General features: G+C 65.8%; 15 protein-coding genes. 12 read left to right on the forward strand and 3 right to left on the reverse strand.

Going from position 1 to position 21,665, the window contains the following annotated elements:
* Positions 1-5 precede the first annotated feature (5 nt).
* From pyrB to AACI_RS06500, 7 genes are all read left to right on the forward strand, one after another.
* A complete protein-coding gene (gene pyrB, locus AACI_RS06470) occupies positions 6-938 on the forward strand; it encodes an aspartate carbamoyltransferase (protein ID WP_012810669.1) in 933 nt (310 codons plus the stop codon).
* A complete protein-coding gene (locus AACI_RS06475; protein WP_012810670.1) occupies positions 935-2,230 on the forward strand; it encodes a dihydroorotase in 1,296 nt (431 codons plus the stop codon). Before pyrB ends, AACI_RS06475 begins: the two co-directional genes overlap by 4 nt.
* A complete protein-coding gene (carA, locus tag AACI_RS06480) occupies positions 2,227-3,333 on the forward strand; it encodes a glutamine-hydrolyzing carbamoyl-phosphate synthase small subunit (RefSeq protein WP_012810671.1) in 1,107 nt (368 codons plus the stop codon). Before AACI_RS06475 ends, carA begins: the two co-directional genes overlap by 4 nt.
* The gene (gene carB / locus AACI_RS06485; RefSeq protein ID WP_012810672.1) at positions 3,326-6,574 is read left to right on the forward strand and encodes a carbamoyl-phosphate synthase large subunit; all 3,249 of its coding nucleotides are present in this window, start codon (positions 3,326-3,328) and stop codon (positions 6,572-6,574) included. Before carA ends, carB begins: the two co-directional genes overlap by 8 nt.
* Positions 6,567-7,322 (forward strand): orotidine-5'-phosphate decarboxylase, encoded by a 756-nt coding sequence (gene pyrF / locus AACI_RS06490; RefSeq protein WP_245530738.1) that lies wholly within the window; start codon positions 6,567-6,569, stop codon positions 7,320-7,322. Before carB ends, pyrF begins: the two co-directional genes overlap by 8 nt.
* On the forward strand, positions 7,315-7,974 hold the full coding sequence (pyrE, locus tag AACI_RS06495; protein WP_012810674.1) for an orotate phosphoribosyltransferase: 660 nt from the start codon (positions 7,315-7,317) through the stop codon (positions 7,972-7,974). The genes pyrF and pyrE overlap by 8 nt, the downstream gene beginning before the upstream one ends.
* Positions 7,975-8,079: 105 nt before the next feature.
* Positions 8,080-9,342 carry an NAD(P)/FAD-dependent oxidoreductase gene (locus AACI_RS06500; protein WP_012810675.1) on the forward strand — a complete coding sequence of 421 codons (1,263 nt, stop codon included), beginning with the start codon at positions 8,080-8,082 and terminating at the stop codon, positions 9,340-9,342.
* A gap of 1 nt (position 9,343) precedes the next feature.
* Here the strand turns inward: AACI_RS06500 and AACI_RS06505 are convergent, their stop codons facing one another.
* The 3 genes from AACI_RS06505 to AACI_RS06515 all read right to left on the reverse strand — a co-directional run bounded on the left by AACI_RS06505 (position 9,344) and on the right by AACI_RS06515 (position 13,782).
* Positions 9,344-10,615 carry an MFS transporter gene (locus AACI_RS06505; protein WP_041707391.1) on the reverse strand — a complete coding sequence of 424 codons (1,272 nt, stop codon included), beginning with the start codon at positions 10,613-10,615 and terminating at the stop codon, positions 9,344-9,346.
* Positions 10,616-10,690: 75 nt separating this feature from the next.
* Complete coding sequence (locus tag AACI_RS06510; protein WP_012810677.1) at positions 10,691-11,983, reverse strand: Glu/Leu/Phe/Val family dehydrogenase; 1,293 nt, start codon at positions 11,981-11,983, stop codon at positions 10,691-10,693.
* A gap of 14 nt (positions 11,984-11,997) precedes the next feature.
* Complete coding sequence (locus AACI_RS06515) at positions 11,998-13,782, reverse strand: Rqc2 family fibronectin-binding protein (protein WP_012810678.1); 1,785 nt, start codon at positions 13,780-13,782, stop codon at positions 11,998-12,000.
* Positions 13,783-13,943: 161 nt separating this feature from the next.
* On the opposite strand from AACI_RS06515, the gene AACI_RS06520 reads away from it, so the two are divergent.
* The 5 genes from AACI_RS06520 (at position 13,944) to priA (ending at position 21,644) form a co-directional block, all read left to right on the forward strand.
* Positions 13,944-16,664, forward strand: coding sequence for a calcium-translocating P-type ATPase, SERCA-type (locus tag AACI_RS06520; RefSeq protein ID WP_012810679.1), 2,721 nt, complete (start codon positions 13,944-13,946; stop codon positions 16,662-16,664).
* A gap of 64 nt (positions 16,665-16,728) precedes the next feature.
* A complete protein-coding gene (locus AACI_RS06525; RefSeq protein ID WP_012810680.1) occupies positions 16,729-17,607 on the forward strand; it encodes a YicC/YloC family endoribonuclease in 879 nt (292 codons plus the stop codon).
* 115 nt (positions 17,608-17,722) lie between these two features.
* Entirely contained in the window at positions 17,723-17,923 is a 201-nt protein-coding gene (gene rpoZ / locus AACI_RS06530; protein WP_008340497.1) for a DNA-directed RNA polymerase subunit omega, read from the forward strand.
* Positions 17,924-18,012: 89 nt separating this feature from the next.
* Positions 18,013-19,230: a bifunctional phosphopantothenoylcysteine decarboxylase/phosphopantothenate--cysteine ligase CoaBC gene (coaBC, locus tag AACI_RS06535; protein WP_012810681.1), complete on the forward strand. Its 1,218-nt coding sequence runs from the start codon at positions 18,013-18,015 to the stop codon at positions 19,228-19,230.
* A complete protein-coding gene (priA, locus tag AACI_RS06540; RefSeq protein ID WP_012810682.1) occupies positions 19,227-21,644 on the forward strand; it encodes a replication restart helicase PriA in 2,418 nt (805 codons plus the stop codon). Before coaBC ends, priA begins: the two co-directional genes overlap by 4 nt.
* Positions 21,645-21,665: the final 21 nt, after the last annotated feature.

The raw sequence follows: 21,665 nt of genomic DNA on the forward strand, positions 1-21,665 counted from the left end.
TGAACATGCGAGGTGCGGTGTTTCACGCGTTGACCGTGAACCAGTTCGATGTGCCACTCGTCTGGGAGCTGATGGAGCGCGCCGAGTGGCTTCGCGGCTTGGACCGGGAAGAGGCTCGGACGCGACTCCAGGGCAAGATTGTCGCGACCCTCTTCTACGAACCGTCCACGCGCACGCGGCTGTCGTTTGAATCCGCGGTCCTCCGGCTCGGCGGCAGCGTCGTGGGGGCCGAGAACGCGCGCGAGTCGTCCTCGTCCAAGAAGGGCGAGACGCTTGAGGACGTGTTCCGCGTCGTGGGCTGCTACGCCGACGCCATCGTCATTCGCCATCACGATCAGCACGAGCTCGACCGGGCCGCGCGCTTCTCGCCCGTGCCCATCGTGAATGCCGGTGCCGGCAGCGGGGAGCACCCGACGCAGGCGCTGCTCGACGTGTACACCATCTGGCGCGAGCTCGGCCGGATCGAACATCTCACGGTCGCGGTGATGGGCGATCTCAAGTACGGCCGCACGGTCCACTCCCTGCTTCGGCTTTTGGCGAAATTCCCCGGCGTGCGGGTGCGCCTCTTTCACCCGGCGCCGCTCGGCTTACCGGACGATCTCGCCCGCGAACTCGCAGCCTCGGGCCTCGCGCTCGAACGAGCGCCGGATCTCGCGTCGGCCATCCGCGGCGCGGACGTGGTCTATCAGACGCGCATTCAGTTCGAGCGGCTGGCAGGCGAGGTCGATCCGAACGCCGCCAGCCTGTACGCCCTCACCAAGGACCACCTGGCGCTCTTGCCCGATCACGCGCGGATCCTGCATCCGCTCCCTCGCGTCGGGGAAATCGCGCCTGAGGTGGATGACGATGTCCGCGCGGCGTACTTCCGACAGGTGGAAAATGGACTCTACATGCGCATGGCGCTCCTCGATGCCATGCTGGGAGGAGAGCGGCGATGAGGATTCGATGGGACGGCGGGCGCGTGTGGGACTCGGGCCTCGGCGATTTCATCGAGGCGAGCGTGGCGTACGACACCGAGACGGGCGACATTGTGGCCATCGGGCATCCGTCCGCCATCCGCGCGGACGAGGTGCGTTCCATCCGCGGATTGTGTGTGTTGCCCGGTTTTGTGGACGTGCACGTCCACTTGCGCGATCCCGGCCTCACCCACAAGGAGACGCTCGCGAGCGGCCTGCAGGCCGCCGCGGCTGGCGGGTTCACGCAGGTGGCGTGCATGCCAAACACCAAGCCTCCCATTGCGCGGGCCGAGATCGCGGAGGACATCATCCGCCGCGGCCGGGAAATCGGCAAGGCTGAGGTGCATCCCATCGCCTGCCTGACGGTGGATCAGGAAGGCGAGGCGCTCGCGGATTACGAGGCGCTCGCGCGCGTGGGTGTCCTGGGGTTTTCCGACGACGGCCGCGGCGTACAGGACGGCGGGCTGATGCGGGACGCATTGACCAAGCTCGCGGCCCTCGGCAAACCCGCGATGATCCACGCGGAGGACGAATCCATCTCGCGCGGCGGGGCGCTTCATGAGCGGGCGGCCGCGCGGCTCGGCACGACGGCGCAGCCGGGGAGCGCGGAGGCCGCGATGATCGCGCGCGACATCCTCCTCGCGGAAGAGACGGGCGCGCATTTGCACGTCTGCCACGTGAGCCGCGAAGCGTCGGTGGCCCTGGTGCGGTTCGGAAAGTCTCGCGGCATCCGCGTCACGGCGGAAGTGACGCCGCATCACCTGCTTCTGTCGGAACGGGACATCCATCGCGCAGACGCCAACTGGAAGGTGAATCCGCCGCTTGCATCCGAAGAGGACCGGCGGGCGTGTCTCGCCGCGTTCGCGGATGGGACGCTGGACGTGATCGCCACCGATCACGCGCCGCACCACCCGGACGAAAAGGCGAGGGGCATGGACGAGGCCCCGTTTGGGATGGTGGGCCTCGAGATCGCGTTTGCACTGCTGTACACGGGGCTGGTGCGCGAGGGGCTTGTGCCCATGCGCCGGTTGGTGGAGGCCATGAGCGAGCGGCCGTGCAGGCTGTTTGGGCTTGAAGGCGGTCAGATTCGCCCGGGTGCGCGGGCGGACTTGGTTCTGGTGGATCTCGACAGGCGCTGGACCATCGACCCGAGCGCATTTTACACCAAGGGTAGGAACACGCCGTTTGCGGGGCAGTCGGTTGTCGGCAAGGTGGTCGAGACGATTCGCGCGGGGCGCGTGATTTTCCGCGAGGGAGAGGAGCGGTTGTCATGATGCTGAACGGTCGGAGAAGGGCCCGGCTGGTGCTCAAAAACGGCCTCGTGTTTGAGGGCGTGCATTTCGGCGCAACGGGCACCCGGTTCGGCGAGGTCGTGTTCAACACGGGCATGACGGGCTATCAGGAGATTTTGACGGATCCGTCGTACTACGGGCAGATCGTCACGATGACGTACCCGCTCATCGGCAATTACGGCGTGAACGTGGACGACGTGGAGAGCCGCCACCCGCACGTGCGGGGATTTGCGGTGAGGACGTTCTGCGAGTGGCCGTCCCACCACAAGCTGGTGGACAAGCTGGAATCGTACCTGGTGCAGCACGACATCGTCGGGATCGCCGGGATCGACACCCGCGAGCTGACGAAGGCCATCCGGACGGTGGGGGCGATGCCGGGCGTCGTCACCACGGAGGACGTGCCGGTGGAATCGCTTCTCGCGCGCATGGACGAGGCGATGGTGCCGGATGCCGTCAAGCGCGTGACCACGCAGACGGTGTACCGCGCGCCGGGGCCTGGGCACCGCGTCGTGCTCATCGATTACGGGATGAAGGCCGGGATCCTCCGCTCCTTGCTGGAGCGCGGGTGCGACGTGATCGTCGTGCCGGCCACGTCGACGGCGGAAGACGTGCTTCGCTGGAAGCCGCACGGCGTCATGCTGTCGAACGGCCCGGGCAACCCGGAGGACGCGCCCTACGCGGTGGAGGCGCTTCAGGGCCTCATCGGCAAGGTTCCCATCTTCGGGATCTGCCTGGGGCATCAGCTCATCGCCCTCGCGTGCGGCGCGAAGACGCGCAAGTTGAAGTTCGGCCACCGCGGCGCGAATCACCCGGTCAAGGACCTTCGGACGGGTCGCGTGGACATCACGTCCCAGAACCACGGCTATGTCGTCGATGCGGACTCGCTCCAGGGGACGCCGCTCGAACTCACCCACGTCAACCTGAACGACGGCACGGTCGAGGGGCTCGTGCACCGACACGAACCCGTCTTCTGCGTGCAGTATCATCCGGAGTCGAGGCCGGGGCCGAGCGACGCTCGCTACTTGTTTGACGAGTTCATCGACCTCATGACGCGCGTGAGAGAGGGGCGGTTTGCGCATGCCTAAGCGGACGGACATTCGCAAGATCATGGTCATCGGGTCAGGGCCGATTGTCATCGGTCAGGCGGCCGAGTTCGACTACGCGGGCACGCAGGCTTGCCAGGCGCTGAAGGAAGAGGGCTACGAGGTTGTGCTCGTCAACTCGAACCCCGCCACCATCATGACCGACGAGCACATGGCGGATCGGGTGTACATCGAGCCCATCACGCTGGATTTCGTCACGCAGATCATCCGGAAGGAGCGGCCGGACGGCCTGCTCGCCACGCTCGGCGGTCAGACGGGCCTGAACATGGCGGTTCAACTGGCGAAGGCCGGCGTCCTGGAGGCGGAAGGCGTCGAACTGCTCGGCACGCCGCTCGAGGCCATCGAGAAGGCCGAGGACCGCGAGAAGTTTCGCCAGCTCATGCAGGAGATCGGCCAACCCGTGCCGCGAAGCGCCATTGTCAGGAATCAAGCGGAGGCGGACGCGTTCGCGGAGGAAGTGGGCTTTCCCATCATTATCCGGCCCGCGTACACGCTCGGCGGAACGGGGGGCGGGATCGCGTCGAACTGGCGCGAGTACCACGAAATTGTCGAGCGAGGCCTCACGCTCTCGCCGATTCACCAGGTGCTCGTGGAGCAGAGCATCGCGGGCTTCAAGGAGATCGAGTACGAGGTCATGCGCGACGCCGACGGCACCGCCATCGTCGTGTGCAACATGGAGAACATGGATCCCGTCGGGGTGCACACGGGCGATTCCATCGTCGTGGCGCCGAGTCAGACGCTCTCGGACGAGGAGTACCAGATGCTGCGCGACGCGAGCCTCCAGATCATTCACGCGCTTGGCATTCAGGGCGGGTGCAACGTGCAGCTCGCGCTCGATCCCGACTCCTCGCGGTACTATGTGATTGAGGTCAATCCGCGCGTCAGCCGGTCGAGCGCGTTGGCCTCGAAGGCGACGGGGTATCCCATCGCGCGGATCGCGACGAAGATCGCCGTGGGGTATCGGCTCGCGGAGCTGAAGAACCCGGTGACCCAGGATTCGTACGCCGCGTTCGAGCCGGCCTTGGACTACATCGTCACGAAGATCCCGCGCTGGCCGTTTGACAAGTTCCGCAGTGCGAATCGATCGCTCGGGACGCAGATGAAGGCGACGGGCGAGGTGATGGCCATCGGCCGCTCGTTCGGCGAGTCGCTGCTCAAGGCGGTTCGCAGCTTGGAAATCGGCGCGTACAGCCTGTGGACGAAGCAGTCGGACAAGTGGTCGAACCTGGAGATTGAGAAGAAGATCCGCGTGGCCGACGACGATCGCCTGTTTGCCATCGCCGAGGCGTTGCGCCGCGGGGTGTCGGTCGAGCAGATCCACGACTGGTCGAAGATCGACCGCTGGTTCCTCTGGCATTTGGAGGCCCTGGTGGATCTCGAGCAGCGCATTGCCGCTGTTGCGAATCCGCGCCTGCCCATCGAGCAGGTGCTGGACGAGCACCGAGATCTCGTCTACGAGGCGAAGCGAAACGGGTTTCCGGATCGGGAGCTCGCGCGCCTGCTCAAGGCGGATGCCATGGCCATCCGAGCGTGGCGGAAACGCCGTGGCATCGTCCCGGTGTACAAGATGGTCGACACGTGCGCCGGCGAGTTTGCGGCATCGACGCCGTATTATTACAGCACCTACGAGCGGGAGGACGAGGTCGAGACGAGCCCGCGCAAGAAGATGGTGGTGCTTGGTTCGGGGCCCATCCGCATCGGCCAGGGCATCGAGTTCGACTACTGCACGGTGCACGCGGTGTGGGCGCTGCAGCGCGAAGGCTATGAGGCCGTGGTGATCAACAACAACCCGGAGACCGTTTCGACGGACTTCAGCACGTCGGATCGGCTGTACTTCGAGCCGCTCGACGTGGAGGACGTGTTGAACGTCATCGACCGGGAGCAGCCCGAGGGCGTGATCGTCCAGTTCGGCGGGCAGACGGCCATCAACCTGGCGGGGCCGCTGGCGGATGCGGGCGTGCGGATTTTCGGCACGTCGCGCGAGAGCATCGACGCAGCGGAGGACCGCGAGAAGTTCGACGCCCTGCTCACTCAGCTCGGCATTCAGCGGCCGGAGGGGCGAACGGTCACGACCGTGGAGGCGGCGGTCGAGGCGGCGGAATCGCTCGGCTATCCGGTGCTTGTGCGCCCCTCGTACGTCCTCGGCGGGCGCGCGATGCAGATCATTACCAACACGAACGAGCTGCTCCAGTACATGGAGGAAGCGGTCGAGGTGTCGCAGCAGCACCCGGTGCTCGTCGATCGATACGTGAACGGCATCGAAGCGGAGGTCGACGCCATCTCGGACGGCGAGACCGTCATCATCCCGGGCATCATGGAGCACATCGAGCGCGCGGGCGTTCACTCGGGGGACTCCATTGCGGTCTACCCGCCGCAGAACCTAACCGAAGACGTGAAGCGGATCATCGAGGATCACACCATCCGCATCGCGCAAAGCCTCCAGGTCAAGGGGCTCATGAACGTCCAGTTTATCGTGCACGACGGAGAGGTGGAGGTCATCGAGGTGAATCCGAGATCGTCGCGCACGGTGCCCTTCCTCTCGAAGGTCACGGGCGTTCCGATGGTTCAGCTCGCCATGCACGCGGTGTGCGGCGGCAAGTTGGCGGATCTCGGCTACACCAGCGGACGCGTGCCAGAGTCGCCCGCGGTGGCCGTCAAGGTGCCGGTGTTCTCGTTTGCGAAGTTGCACCAGGTCGACATCAGCCTCGGTCCGGAGATGAAGTCGACGGGCGAGGTCATGGGGCGCGATCTCGTCTACGAAAAGGCGCTGTACAAAGGGCTCATCGCCTCCGGAATTGCCATTCCGGCGCACGGGACCGTGCTCGCGACCATCGCGGACAAAGACAAGCCGGAGGCTTATCCGCTTCTGCGCGAGTTTGCACGTCTCGGCTACCGGCTCGCGGCGACCGAGGGCACGGCGAAGTACCTGCGCGATCGCGGTCTCGAGGTGCGCGTCGTGAACAAACTGGCGCAGGGCACGCCGAATCTCGCGGACGACATCCGGCAGGGCAAGATCCAACTCGTGATCAACACGCTCACGAAGGGCCTGAAACCCGAGCGGGACGGCTTCCGCATCCGCCGGACGGCCGTCGAGCACGGCGTGCCGTGCCTGACCTCGCTCGACACGGTCCGATCCGTTTTGGACATCATGAAGCTCATCCACTTCCAGACCATGGCGCTCGGCGATCCCGTCCCAGGGCAGGGGGGTGACGAAGGTGTCTGAGGCGCTGATGCAGGAGCTCGCCTCGCCCGCGTACGACGAAGCGCGCAGGCGCATCTACGTCGCGCTGGACGTGGACTCGGAGGCGCGCGCGTTGGCGTTCGTCGATCGCCTGTCGCCCGTGGTGGATGGGTACAAGGTCGGCTTGGAACTGTTTCACCGAGCGGGCATGCGGTTCGTGGAGTCCCTGTTGAAGCTCAATTTGCGGGTGTTCCTGGACGTCAAGCTGCACGACATCCCGAACACCGTCGCCGGCGCGCTTCGGGCCATCGCGCAGTATCCCATTGACATGGTGAACGTGCACGCGTCGGGCGGTCTCAAGATGCTTGCGGCAGCGCGCGAGGCCGTGGACGGATCGCCCCATCGCCCGCTTCTCGTGGGGGTGACCGTGCTCACCAGCCTGACCGATGCCGACCTCGAAGCGATGGGCGTCGGCGCGACTTCGTCCGCGTGGGTGCGCCGCCTGGCGCAGATGGCGCAGCAGGCGGGGCTCGACGGCGTGGTCTGCTCGGCCCAGGAGTTGGGGGTCCTCCGCGAGGTGGTCTCCCCCTCCTTCGAGCGCGTGGTGCCGGGCATTCGCCTCGCGGGCGACCGGGTGCACGATCAGGCCCGCGTGATGCCGCCCGACGAGGCCATCCGCCAGGGAGCGACGCGGCTCGTGCTTGGAAGAGCGGTGACGGAGGCGGACGATCCCGTCGCCGCCTTGGCGCGCTACCTTCGTTCCGTGAGGGAGGGGTTGACCCATGAGTGAACCGACGTTCACCGTCGAGTACGACGACCTGTCGTACACCATCGCGAAGGGACTCCTGCAAATCGGCGCCGTGGAACTGAGGCCGCATCAGCCGTTCACCTGGTCGAGCGGCTGGAGATCTCCCATCTACTGCGACAATCGCTTGATCCTCGGGTATCCGCTGCTTCGCAGCCAGGTCGTTTCCGGATTCGAGTCGATTATCGACTACGAGCTTCCCGCGGTGGAACTCATCGCAGGCGCGGCGACGGGCGGCATCCCGCACGCCGCCATGCTGGCGGATCGGCTGGGCCTGCCTTGCGCGTACGTGCGCTCCGAGGCCAAGGCACACGGCCGGGGGAAGCAGATCGAAGGCTATGCACGCCCCGGTATGAAAGCTGTGGTCATTGAAGACACGTTGTCGACGGGCCGATCCGCCTATCAGGCCGCGCAGGCGCTGCGCGACGCGGGGGTGGATGTGATGGCCATCCTCACCATTCTGTCGTACGACTTCGACATCGCCACCAAGCGCGCCGAGGACACCGGCATCCCCGCGTACCGGCTGGTGCCGTACGAAGTGCTGATTCAGGTGGCGCTCGAGCGCGGCGACATCCAGGAGTCGGATGTGGCGCTTCTGATGCGCTGGCGCAAGTCTCCCGACACGTACGGCCTCTGATGCCTCGCTGCAGACGGGCGGTCCTTGGGCTGCGTGCCCAGGGGCCGCTTGACTCTTTCTCCGCCAAACGGGATATCCTACCCGTCAGGCGAAGGAGGGGCTCACGTGGATCTTCACACGGGCCGCACACTGTGGTCGGAGTCCGGTCCAAGTGTGACGCGCTATCCCCGGCTCGATGGGGATGTGCAAAGCGACGTGGTCGTGGTGGGCGGCGGCATCGGCGGAGCCATCGCGGCGTGGGAAATCGCAGAACGGGGATTCGAGGTCGTCGTGCTGGAGCGCCACCGGGTGGGCATGGGATCGACCCGAGGGAACACGGGGCTTTTGCAATACGCGAACGACATGCCACTTGCGGAGATGATCCGCGTGCACGGTCGGGAACGGGCGGTGGCCTTCTACCGGAGATGCTGGGAAGGCGTGGTTCGGCTGCGGGAAATCGCGAAGAAGCTGCCGGAGGACGTGGAGTTTGCGGAGCGCATGAGCCTCTGTTACGCCTCGGTGCCGGCCGATATCCCTCGATTGAAAGACGAAGCGAGCGCGTTGGTTCAACATGGGTTCGCCGCGGAGATCATCGTCGGCCGGGAAGAGGTGCGGGAGGCGTTCGGGATTGACCGCGAGGCAGCGCTCGCGACGTACGGGGACGCGGAGGTGAATCCGCTGAAGCTCACGCGTGCGCTCTTGGCGGAGCTCGTCCGCCGCGGCGCGGCCCGGGTCTTCGAGGACACGGCGGTGGTGCGGACGGACGAGGGCGCGGCACACGTCGTGCTGGAGACGGACGGTGGATTCCGCGTGAAGGCGCGCGCGGCGGTCGTCGCGACGGGATATGGGTTTCAACGGGCGCGGCCGCTTGCGGGCGTCAGGCTTGGATGCACCTATGCCATCGCTACTGAGCCGCTTTCGGATCTGTCGGGTTGGCCAGAAGGTGCTCTGATCTGGGAGACCGCCCGTCCGTATTTGTACATGCGCACGACGCGCGATCGGCGGCTCGTGGTCGGGGGCCTTGACCTCCCGGTCCCGGACGGGCCCGGGCGAGATCAGGATCTCAACGCCCGGGCGGACAAGTTGGCCCAGTTGGCCCGAGAAGTTCTGCCCGGGCTCGGGCCGATGTCCATCGCGTACCGCTGGGCCTCGACGTTCGGCTCGACCGTCGACGGCTGGCCCATCGTCGGCGTGTATCCAGGCTTTCGTCGGATCTTTTGCTCGCTTGGCTACGGCGGAAACGGCACGGTCTGTTACGCGGTGGCTGCGGACATTCTCGCGAGGCGGATTGCGGGCGAGGACCGGCCCGAGGACGACGTGCTCAGGCCGGAAAGATTGTCTTTGTGGCGGCGCGCTGCGAGAAGGTTGTCGGTGGCGGTGCGGCCGTGACTCACGGGGCACCGGGCTCTGGCGCTTCGACCGTGGGCGATGGCGCCCGCGGCGTGGGCGGCACGGCGAAAATGGCGATGCCAAGCGCGCAGATGCCGATGGCGACGAGGAAAATGTCCGTGAGCGACATCGCGTGTGTCATCGCCGTGCTGACCAGCGGCGCAATGGCGCCGCGGATCCCGAACAGAAGGAAATGAAGCCCAAACGCCTCGGCTTCTCGCCCGGGGACCGCGCGAAAGATGTAGGACATGCAGCCGATGTCCCAGACGGCATCGCCGACGCCAAGCAGGGCGCAGGAGGCGATCACGGCCGCAAACGAGCCGCTGAGCACGTACAGCGCCGGGGCGAGGGCGTAGGCACTCATGCCGATGAACATGGCGTGGCGCGGCGACCACGTGTCGATGATCCACCCCACGACAAAATAGGCCACCAACAGGGCCACGTAGTACGACACGCGCGTCACGCCGATCTGGGCGTTGGACAGGTTCAAGGTATGGACCTGATAGATCTGGTAAATCGGTCCCGCCAACAGGTTGCCGAAGCCGGTGGCCATGGTGGCCATCAGGAAGATGGTCAGAGGCCGGCTGGCGCGGGCCACCTGCCAATGCCCGAAGATTTGCGTGATTCGTCTCGCGGACTGCGTCGAAGTCGCCTCCGGACCTGGCGTTTCCACCTCTCGCACGCGGGAGAACAGAATGACCGACAGCGTCCCCATGATGGCGGCGCCGATGAGCGGCCACCGGTCGCCCTGATGCTGGCTCCATTCGCCGACGACGTAGGCGAGGGGGATGAGGAGCGTCCCCTGCGCGACGCGCACGTAACCCATCAGCCGCCCCCGGAGTGCGGGCGGGTACATGCGGGCGAGCAGCGCGGGATAGGCGGGCGCCTGAATCCCGTTCATGAAGTTCACGATGAACGCCGTCACGAGGAAGGCAGCGGGCGTCAGCAGAGCACCTGCCAACAGGACGGACAGCCGGCCGACGACGAGCGGCCACAGGACAAAAGGCTTTGTCGATCGCCCGCGCATCAGGTGGGCCCACATCGGGGACCAAAGCATGCCGATGGCAGGCGCCGCCGTGAGCAACCCAACCTCGAGGTTGGATACTCCGTGTCGGATGGCCATGGGGACGTAAAACTGGTTGACCACGACATTGAATAGGGCGAACAGGACCGAGCCGCCAAAATCGATTCGGAAATTCCACCACGTTTTCCACTTCATCTGCATCCCGAGGCGGGTGACCACGTCGTCGGGACTCATGCTCGCGCTCCTCATGCTCATCCCCAGCGCAAGGGCGCGGCCGCGCCGCGCCCCGAGAATTGGCGTGTGTTCACATGCTGTCGATGATCGTCACACCCATCCGCGCCAGCGCATGGCCTCCGCGAACGGGCGAATGCCCACCATGTATGCCGCCATGCGAGGCAGCACGTCGTACCGCTCCGCCGTGTCGAGGATGTTGTGCACGCTTTGCACCATCATGTTTTCAAGGCGTTGGTTGACCTCTTCCTCGGTCCAATAGAAGCCTTGGTTGTTTTGTACCCACTCGAAGTACGAAACGGTGACGCCGCCCGCGTTGGCAAGCACGTCCGGCACGACGACGATGCCGCGCTCGTGCAGAATCTGGTCCGCCTCGGGCGTCGTGGGCCCGTTCGCCGCCTCGACGATGAGGCTCGCCTGAATCTTGTCCGCGTTGCCTTCGTGGATCTGGTTCTCCAGCGCCGCGGGAACGAGGACGTCGCACGGCTTGGTCAAGAATTCCTCTGTCGGAATGACGCCGGACAGCCTTGGCGTGACCATTCCGAACGAATCTTTTTCCTCGATGAGTTCCGGAATGGGCAGGCCGTTTTCATTGTACACGCCGCCGCCCGCGTCGCTGATGCCAACCACGGTGGCGCCGAGCTCGTGAAGGATGCGGGCCACGTTTGAACCCACGTTGCCAAATCCCTGCACGAGCACGCGCAGCTCCGAAAGCTTTTTGCCCATTCGCTCCGCGGTCTCGCGCAACGCCACCACGACGCCGAGCGCTGTGGCGGATTCGCGCCCCCGCGATCCGCCGAGGACGAGCGGCTTACCCGTGATGAAGCCCGGAGAGTCGAACTCGCGGATGCGGCTGTACTCGTCGTACATCCACGCCATGATCTGGCTGTTGGTGTACACGTCCGGCGCCGGGATGTCCTTTGCGGGGCCCACAATCTGGCTGATGGCCCGCACGTAGCCGCGCGCCAGTCGCTCCTGCTCGGACAGGCTCATGCTGCGCGGATCACAGACGATACCGCCCTTGGCACCGCCGTAAGGAAGGTTGAAGATGCCGCATTTCAACGACATCCAGATGGAAAGCGCCTTGACCTCATCCAGCGTCACGTCGGGATGGAAGCGAACGCCGCCCTTGGTCGGCCCGATGGCGTCGTTGTGCTGCGCCCGATACCCTGTGAACACTTCCACATGCCCGTCATCCATGCGAACCGGGATGCGAACGGTCATCACCCGGATGGGCTCCTTGAGAAGTTCGTAGACGGCCTCCTCATAGCCGAGGCGATCCAGGGCTTCGCGGATGGTCGCCTGCGTGTTGGTGAGAATGTTGGTGTCGTGCGCGGGCTTGTTGGCGCCGACGATCAGGCGTTTGTTCCCTTGTTCCTGCGACATGGTTGATCTCTCCTTTAACGGGAATCGCTCGTTTCGCGCCTCGCAAGCGTTCGGGACATGATGCTCTCCACAAGCGATCGCTCCGGCGTCACGAACAGCGTTCTCTGATGGTCATACAGCGCAAAACCGGGGCGGGCTCCATTCGGCTTCCACACGTGGCGGATTTCCGTCACGTCGACGGGCACGTTCGCCGAATCGCGCATTCGGCTGAAGTACGCGGCGAGCGCGGCGGCCTCCTCGATGGTGCGTTCCGGGATCTCGTCCGCCTGGCCCCGTTCGATCACGACGTGCGACCCCGGCGCATCCTTCACGTGGAGCCATAGGTCGCGCTTGTCGGCCCTGCGGAACGTCAGCCGGTCGTTCTGCACGTTGTTCCGGCCAACGCGGATGACGAATCCATCGCTGGACCGAAACGCGTGCGGCTCCGACTCTGCGGCGCGCCGCTTGCCGCCTGTCCCTCGTCGATCGGCCCGCGCCAAGAACCCCTGCGCTTGGAGTTCTCGGCGCACCTCTTCGAGGTTTTCGAGGGAGGTATCCGCGAGTGCCTGCAACACATCTTCCAGGTAGCGCAGGTCTCGCAGCGTGTTTTCGCGCTCCGCTTCGATCCACTGCCGCGCCCGCTTTCGTTTCGCCGCCATGCGAAAGAGGCGCTGAGCGTTGGCGATGGCGTCGAGCGCGGGGTCGAGTTCGATCCGCAAGGGTCGGTTGTCGTCGTAGTAGTTCGGCAGCTCGACCTCCGACGCCCCACGCGGAACCTCGTGCGCGTACGCGGTCAGAAGCTCGGCCTTGATCCGCAGTTCCTCCTCCGCCTCGGCGTCTTCCCACTCCTGCTCGAGGCGGACGAGCTTGCCCCGCAGGCGGTCCATGTGTTCTCTCACGGTCCGCTCCAGCTCGCGGGCCAAGCGCGACTGGCGCAGAGACTCGCCGGTATCGGCGAACAGCCAGCGGATGGCGTCGCTCACCGTTTCGCATTCCGCGAATCGAGCGCGCGACGTGAGCCGAAACGGGGCGCATTCCACGGCCCGGCCCACGTCGTCGAGGCCGACGGAAGCGGGCTCCCGCCCTTCATCCACGGCGGCTGCGAGATCGAGGGCCGCCCGATGAATGGACGTCGGCTCAGCGGAACCCGTTCGCGCGATGGCGCGATGGAGGATCTCGCGAGCCGTCACAGGTCCCGTACCGGCGAGCTTCTCCACGATGGCCATCTGATTGGCGCGGGAGGCGCCGGCGGATGGCTCGACGCCGAGGAAATCCTCCGGCGCGCACTGTTCCACGGGCTTCTTGCGTTGAGGGGGCGGCGGAAGATAGGGGATTCCCGGCAGCACGGCTCGGTAACGGGACATCTCCTCCGAGACGCGCACGGCGCTGTCGATGATCAGGCGGCTTCCGTCGGTCCGCTCTTCGACGAGCACGATGTTGCTGTGTCGCCCCATGATCTCGCAGATCAGAGCGTACGCGCGCCGGTCGCCGAGATCGTCCAGCGCTTCAATTTCCATTTCAAGCACCCGATCCCATCCCGGCTGCGTGACGCGGAGGATGCGCCCCCCCTCAATGTGTTTGCGCAAGAGGACGCAGAACATCGGCGGCGTGGCCGGGTTGTCTGGGCGCTCGTCCGCCAGAAAGTGGACGCGCGCAAATTGTTGGTGGGCGGACATGTACAGGCGCCGCGCTCCCAAATGGGCCGAGCGGACGGCGAGGACGAGATCGCGCTCGCCGGGTTGATAAATTCTGTCGATCCGTGCGCCTCGCAACGCGTCGTCGAGTTCGCGCGCGAGGCGGCGCAAGGTCCAACCGTCCACGCTCGATGCTCCTCTCTCACGAAGCCAGTATACCGCAGTTTCCTCCATTCGGCGCGGTGATTTCTTGACAAAGGTCGTCTGGATACGACCAGGTCTCGGACATGTTCGCCGTGTCCGACGCATAGATGATTACGAGACAAGTTGACGAAGGGGTGTGCTCGGTGGAACAACAAACGTGGCATGCGCAGAGCGAGGCCGAATGCCTCGCGCGACTCGAGACGTCGCTTGACGGGCTCTCCCAAGCGGAGGTGGAACGGCGGCGCGAGGTGCACGGGCTGAACCTGTTGCACGACGGCAACAAAGTGTCGCTGTTGACAGTGTTCTTCAATCAGTTTCGCGACTTCATGACGCTTGTGCTCATCGCGGCCACGCTCATCTCGGGCCTCCTCGGCGAATACACCGACGCGGTCACCATCATCGCCATCGTTTTTCTCAACGGCATCCTCGGCTTCGTGCAGGAAGTGCGCGCCGAGCGCTCGCTCAAGGCACTCAAGGAGCTCACGGCGCCGGTGGCCAAGGTGCGCCGCGACGGCGCAGTGGTGGAGGTCTCCGCGAAGGAGTTGGTGCCCGGAGACATCGTCCTGTTGGAGGATGGCGATCGCGTCCCCGCAGACGGCCGCATCGTTCGAGCGCGATCGCTCGAGGTCGAAGAGTCGGCGCTCACCGGGGAATCGGTGCCGGTGGCGAAGGATCCGCGCGTCCGGGTCCCGGCGGACAGCCCGCTTGCGGAGCGGCGGAACATGGTGTACATGGGGACGATGGTGACCCGCGGCCGGGCGGAGTACGTCGTGACGGCCACAGGCATGCAGACGGAGATGGGCAAGATTGCGGATCTGATCGATCAGTCCGAGGATCAGGAGACGCCGCTTCAAAAGCGGCTGGATCAGCTCGGCAAGACGCTCGTCTGGATCTCGCTCGGCATCACGGTGCTCGTGGTGGTGGCGGGCGTGATGCACGGGCACGCGCTGTACGAGATGTTTTTGGCCGGCGTGTCGCTTGCCGTCGCGGCCATTCCGGAGGGTCTGCCGGCCATTGTCACCATCGCCCTCGCGCTCGGCGTGCAGCGGATGATCAAGCGGAACGCCATCGTGCGCCGATTGCCGTCGGTCGAAACGCTGGGATGCGCGACGGTGATTTGCTCCGACAAGACGGGCACGTTGACCCAGAACAAGATGACGGTCACGCAGATCTACGCGGACGGACTGTACGTGGATGTTACGGGTTCCGGCCACCAGTTGCAAGGCGAATTTGTTGCGAACGGCCGCCGGATCGAACCCGGGCGGCGGGCTGCGTTCAAGAGTTTGGTCGAGATCGCAGCCGTGTGCAATCAGGCGCATCTTGAGCCGGGGGCAGACGGCGTGTCCGCGCAGGCCGTCAAGGGAGATCCGACGGAAATCGCGCTTCTCGTCCTGGCGCACAAGGCAGGTTTCGCGAAGCCGGACAGCGTGTACGAGCGCGTCGACGAGCGGCCCTTTGACGCGGACCGGAAGATGATGAGTGTGCTGGTGCGTTCGGACGATGAATGGTTCGCGTTCGTCAAAGGGGCGCCCGACGTGCTTTTGGCGCGCTGTACCCATGTGCTTCTCGGCAACCGCGAAGAGCCCATGGGGCAGTCGCTCTGCAAGCAGATTCTCGCGGCCAACGAACAAATGGCTTCTCGCGCGCTGCGGAACCTCGGTTTCGCGTACCGGCGCTTCCGCTCCGCCGAAGAGGCGCGCCAGGCGGATTGGGAATCGGAGCTGGTGTTCGTGGGGATCTGCGGCATGATCGATCCGCCGCGGGACGAGGCGAAGGCCGCCATCGCCAAGGCCAAGTCGGCCGGCATCCGCACGGTGATGATCACGGGGGACCATCAGGCGACGGCGACAGCCATCGCGAAGCAGCTCGACATCCTGCCGCCGGGCGGGCGCGTGCTGACGGGAGCCGACCTTGAGAGCTTGGACGACAAGCGCCTCTCCAATCTCGTGCGCGACACGTACGTCTACGCGCGCGTGACGCCCGAACACAAGCTTCGCATCGTGCGGGCGCTCCAGGCGAATCACGAGGTCGTCGCCATGACGGGCGACGGCGTGAACGACGCCCCGGCCATCAAACAGGCCGATATCGGCATCGCCATGGGCCAAAGTGGCACGGACGTGGCGAAGGAAGCGTCGAGCCTCATCCTCGCGGACGACAACTATGCGACCATCGTGGCCGCGGTGGAAGAGGGCCGCGCCATCTACGACAACATCAAGAAGTTCATCCGGTACCTCCTCGCGTCGAACGTGGGCGAGATTCTGACGATGTTCTTGGCCATGCTCGCCGGTTGGCCTCTGCCGCTCTCCCCCATCCAGATCCTCTGGGTGAACCTCGTCACCGACGGGCTGCCGGCCATCGCGCTCGGCGTCGATGCGCCGGAGGACGACATCATGAGCCGTCCGCCTCGAAACGTGCACGAGGGCATTTTCGCGAGGGGCATGGCTGTCAAGATCCTGTCCCGCGGCGTGCTCATCGGTCTTGCCACGCTCGCAGTGTTTGCGTGGTCCCTGCGCCAGGGCGCGGAGCTCGCGCACGCGCAGACGATGGCCTACGCGACGCTCACCATGGCCCAACTCATCCTCGTCTTCGACTCGCGGAGCCTCGAGGGCGGCATCTTGCGGCGGAACCCGTTTGAAAACGTCTGGCTTCTCTTGGCGGTGCTGTCCTCCGTCGCGCTGTTCGCCTGCACGATGTACATCCCGCGCATGGCCGAGGTCTTTCACACGACGCCGCTAGGCCCCGACGACTGGGCCATCGTGCTCGTAGCAGCGGCGGTGCCCACGTTCGCGCTCTCCGTGCGCCGCATGGGGCGCAACCGGCTCCACAAACTGCAACAACGGTCCGGTTCCGACGCGGCGGCCTGATTGCCAAGTTGCTCCGCCATCGGTACAATCCTGACCAGATGAGACGCGGTCAGGAGGCGTGGGCGTGGGCATTCGCAGCATGACAGGTTTTGGCCGGGCAGAAGGGCGCGTCGGGCTGTACGACGTGGTGGTCGAGGCGAAATCCGTGAATCACCGCTTCCTGGAGGTCTCGGTGCGCCTGCCGCGGGACTGGTCGTTCGCTGAGATGATCGTGCGCGATCGCGTCAAGGCTCGCTTGCACCGCGGTCGGCTGGATGTCGCCGTCTCGCTCGCCGGGACTGGCGCGGAAGCGGGGGAGGTTCAAGTCGATTGGGCGCTCATCGACGCGCTCGTCGAGGCGGATCGGACCCTGTGTGACAAGCTTGGGATTGAGTTTGATCCGCGCGCGGCGCGCCAGTGGCTGATGTTCCCGGGTGCCGTCGCGGTGCGCCCTGCGGCTTTATCCGAGGAAGAGGCCGCCTCGTCGCTCGCAGATCTCGTGGACGCCGCGCTTGAGAAACTCGTGGCCATGCGCGAACGCGAAGGGGGCGATCTCGCCCGAGCGTGTGAGGGGTACCTTGACGAAGTGGAAACGCGCCTTCAGGCCATCCGGGAGCGGGCGCCTGCGTCCGTCGCGGCGTACCGCGCGTCACTTCTGGCCAGGGTGTCGGAACTCGGCGTTTCCGTCGACGACGCTCGCCTGGCACAGGAGGTCGCGCTGTTTGCCGATCGCGTCGCGATCGACGAAGAACTGGTGCGGCTCGAGGCCCACGTGCGAGCGATGCGCGGCGATCTCGGCCGAACGGAGCCCGTGGGGCGGCGGCTCGACTTCCTCGTGCAGGAGATGCACCGCGAGGTGAACACCATCGCGGCGAAGTCCCAGGACGCCGAGATCAGCCAACATGTGGTGGAGATGAAGGCCTTGGTCGAGAAACTGCGCGAACAGGCGCAGAACGTCGAATAGCGGGCGCACTTTCCTTTGCGCCGAGATCGATGTAGAATATAGGGAAGCGTCGTCTGTGTTTCGAGGATTCGCGTCCGCCCTGCGGGGCGGAGATTTCGATATGGGGTGACCATGGTTGATCTATCCGTCCATCGATCGACTGTTGGAGCGGTGCAACAGCAAATACGCGCTCGTCGTGCTCGCGGCGAAGCGCGCCCGCAAACTGCAGAACGAGACCCTGAACCAGCCCGGCGCGTCGACGACGCGGAACGTGAGCCGCGCGCTCTGGGAAATTCACGACGGCGTCGTTCGCTGCAAGAACTTCGACGGCGAGTGACGCAGATCCGTGATCAGGCGATGAGGCAGGACAACCGCGCGTTGTTCTGCCTCTTGTCATGAACGGCAGGAGCCAAGGGAGGGTGCGGTATGGAGAAGAAGACCATCCTCGTCGGGGTGGGAGGAGGCATTGCGGCATACAAGTCCGCGAATCTGTGTTCACTCCTGGTCAAGCGCGGTTACGAGGTGCAGGTGCTGATGACCGAACACGCGACCCGGTTCATTCAGCCGCTCACCCTGCAGGCCCTGACCAAGCACCCGGTGATTTTCGACACGTTTGCCGAGCCCAATCCGTCGGAAATCGCGCACATCGCGGTGGCGGATCGCGCCGACCTGTACGTGATTGCGCCGGCGACGGCCAATCTCATCGCCAAGCTGGCGCACGGCCTGGCGGACGACATGGTCACCACCACTGCGCTTGCCGCGACCTGCCCCACGGTCGTGGCGCCAGCCATGAACGTGCACATGTTTGAGCACCCCGCTGTGCAGGAGAACCTGGACATTCTCCGCCGCCGGGGCACGCTCGTGCTGGATCCGGGCGAGGGGCCGCTCGCCTGCGGTTACACGGGCCGCGGGCGCATGCCCGAACCCGAGGACATCGCGGACGTGATTGAGGCTGTGCTCCACCAGGAGCGGGATTTGGAGGGCCTCTCCATCCTTATCACGGCCGGGCCGACGGTGGAGGACATCGACCCCGTCCGGTATCTGACCAATCGCTCGAGTGGCAAGATGGGGTATGCGCTCGCCGAGCAGGCCGCGCGCCGCGGCGCCCGCGTCACCTTGATCTCAGGCCCGACGCATCTCAAGCCCGTGCCGGGTGCCCGGATGGTCTACGTCCGCTCGACCGAGCAGATGCTGCACGCGGTGAGCGAGTTCTTTCCCGAGGCGGACGCGTTCATTTCCGCTGCGGCACCGGCCGACTTCCGGCCTGCCCGCACCTTGGAACATAAATGGAAAAAATCGCAAGGCCCACTGAAGCTCGATCTCGTCGAGACGCCCGACATCCTGCTCGCCGCGAGCCGCGCGAAGCGCCCTGGCCAAGTGGTGGTGGGCTTTGCGGCGGAGACGGACATGCCTGTGGACCATGCCCGGCGGAAGCTCGTCGACAAGGGCCTGGATCTCATCGTGGTGAACGATGTGACGAAGCCGGGCGCCGGCTTCGAGGTGGACACCAATCAGGTGACGCTTATCGGGAAGGACGGATCGACGGAGGCGCTGCCGGTGATGGAAAAGCATCGGGTGGCGGACCACATCCTGACCCGCGTGCGCCAAGTCCTTCGCGTGTCGGACGGTGAGCGGCCTTTATGACCGCAGGGACCGCGCGCGTCGCGGAGGTCGTGGTCGACGGGACGGCGCTGTTTTTGGACAAGCGGTTCGATTACATCGTTCCGCCGGGGATGGATGTATCGCCCGGCGTGCGCGTGGTGGTGCCGATGCGAGACTCGGTGCGATCCGGCATCGTCTGGGCGGTGCGGGAGGTCGCCAACGTCGGCGGGCTTCGTCCGCTCGCGCGCGTGATCGACCGAGTTCCCGTGCTGACGCCTCATCAGATGCGCATGGCGGAGTGGCTCTGCGACCGATATGCCGCCACGCTTCCGGAGGCCGTGTCGGCCATCCTGCCGGGGGCGTTTCGCGTGCGCGTGCGCAAAGTGATCGTGCCGAGCGCGGATGCGCCCGTCCCGGACGACGTGAAAGCCTCGACACTCTTTCGCTTCATCGCCGAGTCCGAGCCCGAGTGGAGCGAGATTCGGGCGCGATCGAAGGCGGACGAGCGCGCCGCCAGGGCGTGGGCCGAAGCCGGATTCGTTCGCGAAGAGCTCCGGGTGGATGAGGCGGTGGGCGAGAAGCGGCGGGCCTACCTCGTCACCCGCGCGTCGGAGGTGGATCTCAGGCGCGAGGCGGAACGGCGGAGTCGGCGCGCGCGGCGCCAGAGCGAGCTGCTGCTGCACCTCGCCGAAGCGGGCGAGATGCCGTGGGACAGGCGGGCGTATCCGCTCTCTTCCGTGGCGCCGCTCATCGAGGCGGGACTGGTGGCTGTCGCGGAGCGGCGCGTGAAGCGGGCCCCTGCCTCGCTCGACGCGGAGGAGCCCTGGCCAGAGCTCACGCCGTATCAGGTGGCGGCGGTGCGAGCGCTGGCCGAGATGGCCCGACAGGGGCATGGCGTGGCCCTGCTGCACGGCGTGACGGGCAGCGGCAAGACCGAGGTGTACATGCACCTGATTCGCGGGGCCATCGAAGACGAGGGTCAGGCACTCGTTCTGGTGCCCGAGATCGCGCTCACGCCGCAGCTCGTGCAGAGGTTCGAGCGAAGGTTCGGAGGCCGGGTTGCCGTCCTGCACTCGGGATTGTCGCTCGGCGAGCGGCGTGAGGAGTGGACGCGGGTCCTCGAAGGAGAGGCGAGCGTGGTGATTGGGGCGAGATCGGCGGTCTTCGCGCCGATGCGCAAGCTTCGACTGGTCGTCATCGACGAAGAACACGAGCCTTCCTACAAGCAGGAGGACGCGCCGCACTACGACGCGCGCGAAGTGGCGATGTGGCGCGCAAGGGAGGCGGGTGCGCTCGTGGTTCTCGGCTCTGCGACGCCCTCGCTCGCGTCGATGTTTCGGGTGGAGCGAGGCGACGCGAGGCTCGTCTCCCTGCCGGTTCGGGCGAACCGGCGGCCTCTTCCGCCGGTGGACGTGATCGATATGCGCGAGGAGCTGCGCGCGGGAAACCGGTCGATTTTCAGCCGCAGGCTCGCGGCGGAGCTGGAGCGCACGGTGTCGGAGGGGATGCAGGCTATCCTGTTTCTTAATCGACGCGGCTACGCGCACGCGGCGCTGTGCCGGGCTTGCGGGCACAGCATGGAGTGTCCCCGCTGTGACATTCACCTCACGGTCCACCGGCGGGCGGACGGGCACGTCCTTGTGTGCCACTACTGTGGGCACGAGGAGCCGCTCGTGCGGCGCTGTCCTGCTTGCGCCGAGGATGCGCTGGTCCCGTATGGACTCGGAACCGAGCAGGTGGAGCAGCACCTGCTGCGCACGTGGCCCGCGATGCGAGTCCTCCGTATGGACTTGGACACCACGCGGCGGAAGGGGGCGCTCGAGTCTATCATCGATCGGTTCCAGCGGGGCGAAGCGGACGTGCTCGTGGGCACGCAGATGATCGCGAAGGGGCTCGACTTTCCGCGGGTGCGGCTGGTGGGCGTCGTGGCGGCGGATGCGATGCTCACGCTTCCGGACTACCGAGCGAACGAGCGCGCGTTTCAGCTTCTCACGCAGGTGGCCGGGCGGGCCGGGCGAGCCGAAACCGACGGTATCACGCTTATTCAGACGTATCAGCCCGGGCACCGCGCCATCGAAGCGGCGAAATCGCACGATTATCGGCAGTTCTACGAGCGAGAGCGGGAAAGCCGCGAATTCTTTCGCTATCCGCCCTTCTGCGAACTGGCGGTCTTTCTCGCCTCGCATTCGGAGGAGCGGCTGGCGCGCGGCGCCGCGGCGAGGTTCGAGCGAGAACTCGCGCGTTCGCCGTCCGCCGCGTCCTTGACCGTGTTGCCTGCCGGGCCAAGCGGCATTCGGCGGATCGACAACGTGTATCGCTATCAGGTTGTGATGAAGTACGCGGCGTGGCAGGATGTGAAAGAGGACGTCGTGCGCGCGTACCGATTGGTGAAGGAGAAGATGAACCGGCTGGGTGGATCCGCCGTCCTCGACGTCAACGCCCAGCGGATCGGTTGACATACAGGGAGGGGATGAACG

The organism is Alicyclobacillus acidocaldarius subsp. acidocaldarius DSM 446 (assembly GCF_000024285.1).
Lineage (GTDB): Bacteria > Bacillota > Bacilli > Alicyclobacillales > Alicyclobacillaceae > Alicyclobacillus > Alicyclobacillus acidocaldarius.